The 11,581-nt window shown below is 55.5% G+C and carries 10 protein-coding genes; 7 read left to right on the top strand and 3 right to left on the bottom strand.

Annotated features, from left to right (window positions below):
* Positions 1–164: 164 nt before the first annotated feature.
* Complete coding sequence (gene asd, locus Q4501_RS16805) at positions 165–1,022, bottom strand: archaetidylserine decarboxylase (RefSeq protein ID WP_303597413.1); 858 nt, start codon at positions 1,020–1,022, stop codon at positions 165–167.
* Positions 1,023–1,220: 198 nt separating this feature from the next.
* On the opposite strand from asd, the gene motA reads away from it, so the two are divergent.
* Entirely contained in the window at positions 1,221–2,072 is an 852-nt protein-coding gene (gene motA, locus Q4501_RS16800; RefSeq protein WP_303597430.1) for a flagellar motor stator protein MotA, read from the top strand.
* 25 nt (positions 2,073–2,097) lie between these two features.
* Positions 2,098–3,057 (top strand): flagellar motor protein MotB, encoded by a 960-nt coding sequence (motB, locus tag Q4501_RS16795; RefSeq protein ID WP_303597412.1) that lies wholly within the window; start codon positions 2,098–2,100, stop codon positions 3,055–3,057.
* A 19-nt stretch (positions 3,058–3,076) separates the two neighbouring features.
* Here the strand turns inward: motB and rsgA are convergent, their stop codons facing one another.
* Positions 3,077–4,132: a small ribosomal subunit biogenesis GTPase RsgA gene (rsgA, locus tag Q4501_RS16790; RefSeq protein WP_303597410.1), complete on the bottom strand. Its 1,056-nt coding sequence runs from the start codon at positions 4,130–4,132 to the stop codon at positions 3,077–3,079.
* A 256-nt stretch (positions 4,133–4,388) separates the two neighbouring features.
* Here rsgA and orn point away from each other — a divergent pair, with 256 nt between their 5' ends.
* Positions 4,389–4,931, top strand: a complete 543-nt coding sequence (orn, locus tag Q4501_RS16785) for an oligoribonuclease (protein WP_303597409.1) — start codon at positions 4,389–4,391, stop codon at positions 4,929–4,931.
* Here the strand turns inward: orn and queG are convergent.
* Positions 4,926–6,005: a tRNA epoxyqueuosine(34) reductase QueG gene (gene queG, locus Q4501_RS16780; RefSeq protein WP_303597408.1), complete on the bottom strand. Its 1,080-nt coding sequence runs from the start codon at positions 6,003–6,005 to the stop codon at positions 4,926–4,928. The two genes, orn and queG, sit on opposite strands and share 6 nt — an antisense overlap.
* Before the next feature lie 147 nt (positions 6,006–6,152).
* Here queG and Q4501_RS16775 point away from each other — a divergent pair, with 147 nt between their 5' ends.
* The 4 genes from Q4501_RS16775 (at position 6,153) to mutL (ending at position 11,539) form a co-directional block, all read left to right on the top strand.
* Positions 6,153–7,715, top strand: a complete 1,563-nt coding sequence (locus Q4501_RS16775; RefSeq protein WP_303597407.1) for an NAD(P)H-hydrate dehydratase — start codon at positions 6,153–6,155, stop codon at positions 7,713–7,715.
* Complete coding sequence (gene tsaE, locus Q4501_RS16770; RefSeq protein WP_303597406.1) at positions 7,712–8,209, top strand: tRNA (adenosine(37)-N6)-threonylcarbamoyltransferase complex ATPase subunit type 1 TsaE; 498 nt, start codon at positions 7,712–7,714, stop codon at positions 8,207–8,209. Before Q4501_RS16775 ends, tsaE begins: the two co-directional genes overlap by 4 nt.
* A gap of 61 nt (positions 8,210–8,270) precedes the next feature.
* Positions 8,271–9,602 (top strand): N-acetylmuramoyl-L-alanine amidase, encoded by a 1,332-nt coding sequence (locus Q4501_RS16765; RefSeq protein ID WP_303597429.1) that lies wholly within the window; start codon positions 8,271–8,273, stop codon positions 9,600–9,602.
* Between the two features lie 20 nt (positions 9,603–9,622).
* Positions 9,623–11,539: a DNA mismatch repair endonuclease MutL gene (gene mutL, locus Q4501_RS16760; RefSeq protein ID WP_303597405.1), complete on the top strand. Its 1,917-nt coding sequence runs from the start codon at positions 9,623–9,625 to the stop codon at positions 11,537–11,539.
* Positions 11,540–11,581: the final 42 nt, after the last annotated feature.

The following is an 11,581-nucleotide window of genomic DNA, read 5'->3' as shown; positions in this document are numbered from 1 at the left end:
AAATCCTCTTTTTTTTTTTTTTTTTTTTTTTTTTTTTCTTCCTTATCTATTTTTTTTTTTTTTTTTTTGTGGGGGGGGGGGGGGGGGGGGCCGCCCCCCCCCCCCCCCCCCCCCCCCCCCCCCCCGACAGCGTCGAACTCCGTTTCAGGCAGGCCTGGGCGCAATCAAACGCCAACCTTACCAAATGCCTCACCCATACGAACCCGCTTCCCCGCAATCTGCTCAGCGTCCCAGCTAACGCTACCCTTGGGCATAACCATTACCACCGTAGAGCCCAGGCGGAAACGCCCCATTTCCTCGCCTTTGGCAAACGAGATAGCACTCTCGCCTTCATAGGAGATCGTCTTTACGCCACTGCTATTGGGAGCCACAACGCCTGCCCAGGGCGTCTCCACGCTGCCGACAATCATCGCACCTACAAGAACCATCGCCATAGGGCCCGCCGCAGTATCAAACATGCAGACAACACGCTCATTGCGGGCAAATAGGTTAGGAACATTCTCAGCGGTAACCGGGTTTACTGAAAACAGTTTGCCAGGAACATAGGTCATCTCCCGAAGCGTGCCCGCCATGGGCATATGGACTCGATGGTAGTCCTTCGGGGAAAGGTAGATGGTTGAAAACTCACCCTCTGAGACAGCATCCGCCCGCTGAGTGTCTCCGCCGAGCAGTTCGGTCAGGCTGAAAGACTGGCCTTTGGCCTGGAAGACCCGGTCGCCGGTTACATGGCCCAGCTGGCTTATGGTGCCATCCGCAGGGCTTACGAAGGTGCTTGCGCCTTCGGCAATGGGGCGGAGGCCGGGCTTCAGCGCACGGGTAAAAAATGCGTTAAAGCTGGCGTAGGCCGTCGGGTCCTCTTCGGCGGCCTCACTCATGTCTACGTCGTAACGCTTCACGAACCATTTGACCACACGATTTTTAAGCGCAGGGGCACGGTCGTTGTCTGCAAGACGGCCGGCCGCGTGCGACACTGTCAGTTGCGGAGTGACGTACTGACTCAGGACAAACAGCTTGTCGAACATTGAAAAGAGATCCTCGGTGCTCAAAGACCCCAAGTTTATCAAATAGTACTGCAAGTGTGTTGCGCAGACGTCTGTATGTATAGAAATTGTTTCGTAGCTTCGCGGATAATGCAGGGGCTTGCTATGATCAGTCCAGAAAATGCACGATCATTACCGGCGCAGGCCGATTCCTTCAATTCAAAGGCTCACATTCTTCCCATGTTACTTATTATTGGCTCAATTATTGTCATCGCCAGCGTTCTTGGTGGGTATGTCCTCCATGGCGGCAATCTTATGGTGTTGTGGCAACCGACAGAGCTTCTCATTATCTTCGGCGCAGCCCTTGGTTCGTTCGTGATTGCCAACCCGCTGCACACCGTCAAGGAAGTATTCTCTGGAATCATGCGCCTGCTGACAGGGTCCCCGTTCAACAAATCCTATTACATGGATTTGCTGAGCATGCTCTACGAGATCTTTGATAAATCCCGCAAGCAAGGCGTAATGTCTATTGAGGAAGACATAGATAACCCGGAATCCAGCCAGATTTTCAGTCGTTACCCGGCCATTATGAAATCAAAAGAGCTGCTGGCATTCATTACCGATTATCTGCGAATAATCAGTGCCGGAAACATGGCTACCCATGAGCTTGAAGGCATGATGGAAAGTGAAATTGACAGCCGTCAGCACGAGCTTGAAGAGCCAGCCCACGCGGTAAACAAAATCGCTGATGCCCTTCCTGGCCTTGGTATTGTGGCTGCCGTGCTGGGTATTGTTATCACCATGAACTTTCTGAGCGAGGGGCCCGAGCGCATTGGTCTGAGTGTGGCAGCAGCGTTGGTAGGAACTTTTCTGGGAATATGGATGGGTTATGGTTTTGTGGGCCCAACCTCCATCGCCATGGAGCATGCCGCAAAATATGAGCTCAAAGCCTATGAGTGCGTCAAATCCGCAATTGTTGCCACAGTGTCAGGGCAGGCGCCCCAGATGGCCATCGAGTTTGGACGCAAAGCATTGCCAACTGACAAACGCCCTGGTTTTCAGGAACTGAACGATCATGTGCGCGCCAAATAGCACAACCTGAACCCGGAGCCGAGTCTTGGAACAGCAGCCGATCATCATCAAGCGTAAAAAAGTTGTTGCCGGGGGCCATCATGGCGGCTCCTGGAAAGTGGCGTTTGCCGACTTTGCTACAGCGATGATGGCCTTCTTTCTGGTGCTCTGGTTAACAGCGACAGCCTCTCCGGAACAGAAAAAAGCGGTGGAAGGTTATTTTCGCGATCCGGTGGGCTTCACGGATGGTGGATCTCCCAACCCTGTAGACCTTGAGGGCAGTGCATCTGTTATTAACGAAGCAAGCATGGATGTCGATCCAGGCCAGATTGCAATCAGTGAAAATGTAGTGGATGCACTCTCGGATACTCTCGAGCAGCGCCGTATGAACGAATTGTTTGAAGAGTTGAAGCAACGCATCGACGAGAACGAAACGCTGCAGGAATTCAAGGATCAGCTGTTGATTGATATCACGGATGAAGGGCTCCGAATCCAGATCGTTGACCGCTCAGGTCGCCCCATGTTCGATATCGGCAAGGCTGAATTGAAATACTACTCGCAAGATATCCTGTTCGAGCTTGCGAAAACCCTTGGGTCTGTGGATAACAGGGTAAGCATTACCGGTCATACGGACGCCACGCCCTTTGGCGGGCGCCCGGGCTATACGAATTGGGAACTCTCGGCCGATCGCGCGAATACTGCACGCAGGGCTCTTGTTGCTGGCGGTGTGCGTGCCCAACAGATTGCAAGAGTCGTGGGGCTTAGTGATTCCGTATTGTTTGATCAGAGTGAGCCGACGGCACCCATAAATCGCCGGATTTCCATTATTGTGCTGAACAAGAAAACCGTGAACAGCATTCAAAGCAGTGCCAGCGCCGAAGGCGTGCCTTTGATTGATGTTACGGCCCCATCTGAACAAGAGCAGGAAAAGGCTCAGGAAAGCCTTCAGAGCGGAGACTGGTTGGACGAAAACCCTGAACCTGCGCCCGGCGAACTGAACTGGTAGATCTGTGGGTCGTGCGGTATCAGTTGGCTTTTAAGCCCCGGGACTGCTGTTCCGCCATATCTTCAAGAATACGGTGAAAACTCCGGCGCCGTTCCGGGCTGAGCTTGCCTGATTCTGCTGCTGCATCGATGGCGCAGCCAGGGTCGCCCATATGCCGGCAATTGCGAAATTTACAGTAGCCAATCACATCGCGAATCTCGCGAAAGCCATATTCGATTTCGCTAGGTGACATATGCCAGAGGCCAAACTCCCGGATTCCCGGTGAGTCAATCAGATCACCGCCCATCGGCAGGTGGAAAAGCTTTGCTGTCGTGGTGGTGTGAACGCCTTTGCCCGTACTTTCTGAAACCGCACCAACCCGAATTGCCTCATCGGGCATGAGTGTCTGAATAATCGATGACTTCCCGACGCCAGACTGACCTACAAACGCGCTCGTTTTGCCTTTTACCAGCGCCTCGACTTCCGGTGAAGGTGCGCCGTCGAACTGCACGGCTGAGGTGCGTACTATCTCGTAGCCCAGCGCCGCATAGCGCTCCAGCAATGCGTCAATCTGCGCCCGGTTACGGTCCGTGATCAGATCTGTCTTGTTCAAAAGAATGACGGCAGGAATATCTGTGGTCTCTGATGCCACCAGGTATCGGTCAATCAGGTTGTCGTGGGGCTCAGGCTCCGGCGCAATCACCAGAATAATGTGATCAATGTTGGCCGCTACCGGCTTCACAGCACCAAAGTTATCCGGCCGTTGCAGCAAATTATCGCGTTCGCAGCGCGCAACAATCACGCCCGTCTCGCTCTTGCCTGGCCGCCAGATAACCCGGTCACCTGTTACCAGGCTGTCGATATTTGCCCGAACAAAGCAGCGCACAACATCACCCTTGTGTTCGCCCTCCAGGGCTTCCACATCAAGCTGCTGCCCATAGTGAGCAATAATCAGCCCTTCCTGTTCTGGCCCCAGTTCGCCGGCATCGGCCTGTGCCTGAACCGATTTCTCCTTGCGAGCTGCACGTGCGGCACGCTCCTCCTGAACCTTCTTGATCCGGAATTGCTGCTGCTTGTTCAGTTGCCGTTTTGCCATAAAGTCTCAAATAACACAGATGAAAGTGGTGACGTTGCTGTGACATCATACGGTAATTAATTATGTGCGGCTTTAATATGGCTGTTTCACCACGATATAACGGCGAATTATGGGGTGGGGCTGTCTTTTACCTGCCGGGAATGTCGGAGGCCATGGATGGCCGGAGTCAAGCGCACATGGATGTGCTTGTAGCGGTTCCCGGCAGGTAAAAGGCAGCCCCGCCTACCACCGATGTTTGGTTAACGAGGAAAGTAGAATGTCAGCAGGCAACCACCTGGTATGGATTGATCTGGAAATGACCGGCCTTGATCCGGAAAAAGAACGCATCATCGAAATGGCCACCATCATCACCGATTCAGAACTGAACCTGGTCGCTGAAGGGCCGGTTGTTGCGATTCACCAACCCGACAGCCTGCTGGACTCCATGGACGAATGGTGCACCCGAACCCACGGCGAGAGCGGCCTGACCAAACGCGTCCGCGAAAGTAACGTTTCAGAATCCGAAGCAGAGCAGCAAACCATCGCCTTCCTAAAAGAATACATGGAAAAGGGCAAATCCCCTCTGTGCGGCAACAGCATCGGCCAGGACCGCCGCTTCCTCGTAAAATACATGCCCGAGCTTGAAGACTTTTTCCACTACCGCAACCTTGACGTTTCCACCGTAAAAGAACTGGCTCGTCGCTGGCGCCCGGATGTTCTGGAAGGCGTAAAGAAGCAGGGCAGTCACCTGGCACTGGATGATATTCGCGATTCCATCAACGAACTGCGCCACTACCGGGAACACTTCTTTAAATTATAAACCGTGCTGCGCCAGGGCCCATTGAACATGCTCGCGGACCAACTCGGAGGGATGGTCTGCGCGCTGTTTAAGGGCTTCGGTCACCGGAATGGTGGTAGGCGCATTACCTAGCCCTACCGCCAGATTCCGCAACCAGCCCTCGTATCCCGTTCGGCGAATCGCTGAACCCTCTGTCCGCTTCAGGAACTGCTCCTCCGTCCATAAAAAAAGCTCTGCCAGCGAACTATTGTCCAGGCCGTGTCTTGGCTGGAAATCATCTTCGCGGGTGGGTTTCTTGAATTTTTGCCAGGGGCACACGAGCTGACAATCGTCGCAACCAAATACCCGATTGCCCATCAGAGTTCGCAACTCCTCCGGGATGCTGCCTTTCAGCTCTATGGTGAGGTAGCTGATGCAGCGCCGGGCATCCAACTTGTGTGGACCCACAAAGGCATCTGTCGGGCACATGTCGAGGCAGGCAGAACAGCTGCCGCAATGATCGGTCTCGAAGGGTGTATCAACCGGCAGGGGGGCGCTGGTAAATATTTCACCAAGAAAAAAGAACGACCCTGCCTTCGGATGAATCAACATGTTGTTCTTGCCGATCCAGCCCAGACCGGCGCGTTGCGCAAGCGCTCGCTCCAGCACAGGTGCGCTGTCTACGAAGGCGCGGTGATCATAGCCACTTACTGCCTCGTCAATTTTCTTTGCCAGTGTCGCGAGCCGCTTCCGGATCAGCTTGTGATAGTCGCGGCCAAGAGCGTAGCGGGTAATGTAGGCGTTTTCCCGGTTAGTAAGTGCTTCTTTCGGGCTGTCTGGTGTTGGCATGTAATCCATGCGCACGGAGATCACCCGGATTGTACCGGGCACGAGAGAATTCGGCGTATAGCGCTTGTCCCCGTGGTGCCCCATGTACTCCATCTCGCCCTGGTAGCCACTGTCCAGCCAGTCTTGCAGGTGCCGGGCATGTTCGCCGGTCTCCGCCGTTGTGATGCCTGCATCCGAAAAGCCGAGGTCGCTGGCCCATTGCCGGATAAGTTCTGGTAAATCAGTCAGTTCCGGGATGGGGAACGTGTTGGATTCGGTCGTGCTCATAGTTTCCGCTGATGTCTCTGTTTCGCAGGCGCTGGAAATAAGGATATTTAATTTGATTAAGTTATGACCTTTTCCATGGTTTTGCTATGCTTTACAGGTAGCTGGCCAATTTTCTTAAACCGGTTTCTGTAACGGGGGCAAAGGTTCATGCCGCAGCACGCTGGGGGCAGTTTATCAGATGCGCTGTTTTCAGCCGATTCCGTGCGCCGTATCGATCATTATCTGATCGAACAGCAGGGCGTTGATGGTTTCGCGCTGATGCAGGCTGCTGCACGCGCGGCGTTTCGCCGGCTGGTTGTGCGCTGGCCTAATGGTGAGCCGTTGCTGGTTCTTTGCGGTGCCGGCAATAACGGTGGTGATGGTTATCTGATAGCGGCCAACGCCGTGCGGCACGGATTGGTTGTGCACTGTGTTGCGGTTGCTCCCACGGAGAAATTGAGTGGAGATGCACGCAAGGCCTGGCAAAACGCTGTTGCCGACGGTGTGAAGGTTCAGGAACTGGCGGGTATCGGTGAGCCTGAGTGGGATTCTTTTTTTGAAAACGCTGGCCTCATTGTCGATGCCATGCTGGGTACAGGTGTTTCCGGTGCACCCAGAGAGCCATTTTCGGGGGTAATTGTACGCTGCAACCGTTCTGGAATTCCGGTGCTGGCAGTGGATTTGCCGTCCGGGCTGAACGCCACCACCGGTGCCGCCAAGGGAGACGTAGTTAAAGCCGACCTCACCGTTACTTTCATTGGTCGCAAGGTCGGCCTGTATACCGGGCAGGGAGCTGCAGTGTGTGGCGATGTGGTTTTCGAGTCACTGATTGCCGGTACCGGGGTCAGCGAGAGCGGTGAGAGGCCTCTGGCCATGCTTCAGTTTTGGCCCTCGGTTCGTGACTGGTTGCCTGCGCGTCAGGCCAACGCCCACAAGGGGCAATTCGGCCATGTATTGGTCGTTGCTGGAGACCGGGGTTTTGGTGGGGCTGGTTTGTTGGCAGCAGAAGCGGCTGCACGCTCCGGCGCCGGGCTGGTTACGTTGGCGACCCGCCCCGAGCATGTGACGGCTGCGCTGGCTCGGTGTCCCTCGTTAATGGCTCATGGCGTGACGCACGGTTCAGAACTGCCAGCGCTGCTGGATGCTGCCACGGTAGTGGTGTGCGGGCCGGGTATAGGTCAGGGCTCATGGGGGCAGCAGATGCTGCAACAAGTAGTTGCAAGCGGTAAACCCCGTGTTCTGGATGCAGATGCCCTGAACCTGTTGTGTTCCAGAGCGGCTATGTCTGCAGGCAATCAGATTCTGACGCCGCACCCGGGAGAAGCAGCCAGGCTAATGAGTTGCGAGGTTCCGGAAATAGAGGCGGATCGTGTGGCTGCAGCTAAAAAACTCCAGTCTTTATACGGTGGCGCGGTTTTGCTCAAAGGGGCGGGTACGATCGTCGCCTCTGGGAAGAAAGAAGTGGATATTGCCGGTGGGAGCAACCCGGGCATGGCGACGGGGGGCATGGGTGATGTTTTGTCGGGAGTCATCGGTGCACTTTACGCACAGATGGTCGACTCACCGGCAGCTGCCGCCACGATCGGTGCAGTCGTGCACCTGGAAGCCGCTGGCCGGGCCTCACTGGAAAAAGGCTATATGGGGCTGATCCCAACGGATGTAATCGATGCGTTGCCGCAGGTTTTCCGGAAAGCAGAGCCGCACAGCAGTTTCTGTAAGGGGGAGGAATGAGTATCTTCGGGAACGAGCGCAGACTGTTTCTGGAAGGCGAGGCCGAAACAGAAAATCTCGGTGCCGAGCTTGCTCGCCTTGCAAAACAAATGGGTCAGGGGCTGACGGTGTTTCTCGAAGGCGACCTCGGGATGGGTAAGACCACGCTCAGTCGCGGAGTTATCCGGGGGCTCGGGCATCAGGGTGCTGTAAAGAGTCCCACTTACACGCTTGTTGAACCGTACGAAGATTTGGAGCCGCCGGCCTACCATTTTGATCTGTATCGGTTGGGCGACCCTGAAGAGTTGGAATACATGGGTATACGTGATTACTTCAACGGCCAGAGTATTTGCCTTATTGAATGGCCAGAACGCGGCGAGGGACTGTTGCCTGCGCCGGACATTGAAATACACCTTGAACATCAGGGCGAAGGGCGCTCCGTGGTTGTTCGGGCGCGCTCGGAAATGGGCGCATCACTTTTGAACGAATTGGAACTGATCGGTCCGGGCCATTAACGGACCGGCACTGGATAAACAGGCAAGTTGTATGATGAAAATCAAACTTACGATGAAGACAATGATTGCTCTGGTGTCGTTGTGCTTGCTTACGGCAAGTGTGACCGTACAGGCCGGCACTCAGGTTGATGGCATCCGCATCTGGCCCGCGCCGGATCATACTCGCCTGGTACTGGATACCGCGGGTAAGGTTAATCACAACATGTTTGCGCTGAGTAATCCTTCCCGTCTGGTGATTGATCTCAAGGATACCCGGTTGAAAACAGATTTTTCCAAACTCGATCTGTCTGGTAGTCCCGTCCGGCGTATCCGCAGTGCCACGCGTAATGGCACCGATTTGCGGGTGGTTCTTGATCTTGCCAGTGACATCAAGCCCCGGAGCTTCCAATTGGAGCCCAACCAGCAGTATGGGCATCGCCTCGTACTTGATCTCATTGATGAAAACGGCAGTCGATTAGAGAAAGCGAGCAAGCCTACGGTAACTCATGATTCAGCCGGCAAGCGTGATGTTATTGTGGTTATCGATGCAGGTCACGGTGGTGAGGACCCCGGAGCCATAGGTCCACGAGGCACGCGGGAAAAAGATGTAGTCCTGAAGATGGCACAAATTCTCGCGGATATGATTAACAAGCAGCCAGGTTATACCGCCAAACTCACCCGAACCGGCGACTATTACATCGGTCTGAGAAATCGCACCATTCTGGCCCGTAAATACAGCGCAGACCTGTTCGTGTCAGTGCACGCGGATGCTTTCAGGACGCCTCAGCCCAAGGGCGCCTCAGTGTTCGCGCTGTCTCAGCGCGGCGCTACCAGTGAAACCGCGCGCTGGCTGGCGCAGAGTGAAAACCGCTCTGATTTGATCGGCGGCACCGGTGGTGTATCTCTCGATGGGCGCGACGATATGCTGGCGGGCGTGTTACTCGATCTGTCCATGACGGCCAGTATTAACGCCAGTCTGGGGGTGGGCAGCTCGATACTTGGCAAACTCAATGGTGTGGCCCATTTGCATAAGCCGGGGGTAGAGCAGGCAGCGTTCGCGGTTCTCAAATCTCCTGATATTCCATCCATTCTCGTTGAGGCAGGGTTTATCTCCAATCCTCAGGAAGAGAAGAATCTGGCAACCGATTGGTATCGCCGCAAGTTGGCCGGCGCCATTATGAAGGGTGTTGACGAGTATTTTCGTAAAACACCCCCGCCTGGCACCTTGTTGGCCTGGCAGAAACAGAACAGTCAGGGAGGCAGCCGTGTGAGCCAGTACCGGGTCCAGAGTGGCGATACGCTTTCGGGCGTGGCGCGGGAAAATCAGACCACCGTCAGCGAGCTTATGCAGTATAACGGCCTTAGGGACGACCGTGTTATGGTAGGGCAAACCATTCGTATCCCCTCATCCTGAACAAGAGGTAGTCCCGAAATATGCCCTCCATCCGATTGCTCTCGCCGCGGCTGGCAAACCAGATTGCCGCGGGCGAGGTAGTTGAACGCCCTGCATCTGTCGTCAAGGAACTGGTTGAAAACGCGCTCGATGCGGGCGCGGACCGCGTAGATGTGGAAGTAGAGCAGGGTGGCGTAAAGCTGATCCGGGTGCGCGATGACGGTAGCGGTATCGCGGAAGATGACTTGCCTCTGGCGCTTAGTCGCCATGCCACCAGCAAAATTGCCAGCCTTGATGATCTTGAGGCAGTAGCCTCACTTGGTTTCCGGGGCGAGGCCCTGGCCAGTATCAGTTCTGTTTCGCGTCTTGCGCTGACGTCCCGTACGCACGGACAGGAAGCGGCTTCCCGGGTGGAGGTTGAAGGTCGCGATATGGATGCGTTGATCTCACCGGCTGCGCATCCTGTGGGCACCACCGTTGAAGTCCGGGATCTCTTTTTCAATACTCCGGCGCGGCGCAAGTTTCTGCGTACTGAGAAAACCGAATTCAATCATGTAGAAGAGTGTGTGCGGCGCCAGGCGCTCAGCAGGTTTGATGCTGGTTTTTCTCTGCGTCACAACCAGCGGGTTGTTCAGAATCTTCGGCCAGCAGAATCCATGGTGGACAGAGAGCGCCGTATTGGAGCTCTTTGCGGTCAGAAGTTTATCGATAATGCGGTGGTGATCGATGCAGAAGCCACAGGGCTCCGCCTTTGGGGATGGGTGGCCTTGCCCACATTCTCTCGTAGCCAGGCCGATTTGCAGTATTTCTTTGTCAATGGCCGGGTAATCCGGGACAGGCTGGTTGCGCACGCTGTTCGCCAGGCCTACCGCGATGTGCTGTACAACAATCGCCATCCGGCTTTTGTTCTCTATCTTGAAGTTGATCCGGCTACGGTTGATGTGAACGTGCACCCGACCAAACACGAAGTGCGCTTCCGTGACGGTCGACTGGTGCACGATTTTATATTCCGCACGTTGCATAAGGCGTTGGCGGATGTCCGACCGGATGACCACTTTCGTGGCGCAGTGGCGCAGTCCTTCGGTCGCGAAGGTTCGGGGCAGGGAGAAGCGGTAGCGGGCGAATCATTGGCTCAGGCTCAGCCCTGGAATGGTCAGCCTGCGATGCCTGCCAGTGGAGGTCATGCTGCTGCGACCAGTTTTGGCGGCCAGGCGGCACCGCAGCAGGAATGGCGGGCCAGTGATCAGATGGCTTTTTACCAGTCCCTTGGTGGTGGGGGTGTCAGTGCTCCGCACGAGCCGACATCGTTTGGAGATGCGGCAGCTATCGCGACTTCTCCGCTGGATCATGCTGCCAGCACAGGTGGTCATGAGGAGCCGCCTCTGGGTTACGCTATTGCGCAGTTGCACGGTATCTATGTGCTGGCCCAGAGCAGTGCCGGGATGATCGTGGTAGACATGCACGCCGCCCACGAAAGGATTACCTATGAGCGAATGAAGCGTGCTTTGGCCGAGCAGGATCTCAAAAGCCAGCCGCTGCTGGTGCCTTTGTCTCTTGCTGTGAGTCAGAAAGAGGCTGCTTTGGCGGAGACTCACGGAGAAGAGTTACAGCAGCTCGGGCTGCAGATTGAGCGTATAGGTCCCGAAACGCTTGCCGTCCGTCAAGTGCCCGCCCTGCTGCGGGGAGCGGATACCGAACAGCTCGTAAGGGATGTTCTTTCGGACCTGATCGAGCACGGCCAGAGCGACCGGGTTGAAGCGGTTACCCACGAGCTTCTCGGTACCATGGCCTGCCACGGTTCGGTGCGGGCAAATCGTCAATTGACCATTCCGGAAATGAACTCGCTACTACGGGACATGGAAGCAACGGAGCGCAGTGGCCAGTGTAACCATGGGCGCCCCACCTGGACGCTCGTGACGCTCGCGGAGCTGGATAAGCTATTTCTGCGGGGTCGCTAGGGTGCCGTCGAGAGAGCTCTCCAAAGCACCACCCGCCATCTT

Source organism: Marinobacter sp. 2_MG-2023, from assembly GCF_030546935.1.
GTDB lineage: Bacteria > Pseudomonadota > Gammaproteobacteria > Pseudomonadales > Oleiphilaceae > Marinobacter.
This window is presented reverse-complemented; position numbering and strand designations above follow the sequence as displayed.

Bases quoted from the DNA above. Each gene is read 5' to 3' on its own strand.
- queG (WP_303597408.1), bottom strand. From the start codon at position 6,005: ATGAGCACGACCGAATCCAACACGTTCCCCATCCCGGAACTGACTGAT.
- Q4501_RS16775 (WP_303597407.1), top strand. From the start codon at position 6,153: ATGCCGCAGCACGCTGGGGGCAGTTTATCAGATGCGCTGTTTTCAGCC.
- motA (WP_303597430.1), top strand. From the start codon at position 1,221: ATGTTACTTATTATTGGCTCAATTATTGTCATCGCCAGCGTTCTTGGT.
- mutL (WP_303597405.1), top strand. From the start codon at position 9,623: ATGCCCTCCATCCGATTGCTCTCGCCGCGGCTGGCAAACCAGATTGCC.
- tsaE (WP_303597406.1), top strand. From the start codon at position 7,712: ATGAGTATCTTCGGGAACGAGCGCAGACTGTTTCTGGAAGGCGAGGCC.
- asd (WP_303597413.1), bottom strand. From the start codon at position 1,022: ATGTTCGACAAGCTGTTTGTCCTGAGTCAGTACGTCACTCCGCAACTG.
- orn (WP_303597409.1), top strand. From the start codon at position 4,389: ATGTCAGCAGGCAACCACCTGGTATGGATTGATCTGGAAATGACCGGC.
- rsgA (WP_303597410.1), bottom strand. From the start codon at position 4,132: ATGGCAAAACGGCAACTGAACAAGCAGCAGCAATTCCGGATCAAGAAG.
- Q4501_RS16765 (WP_303597429.1), top strand. From the start codon at position 8,271: ATGATTGCTCTGGTGTCGTTGTGCTTGCTTACGGCAAGTGTGACCGTA.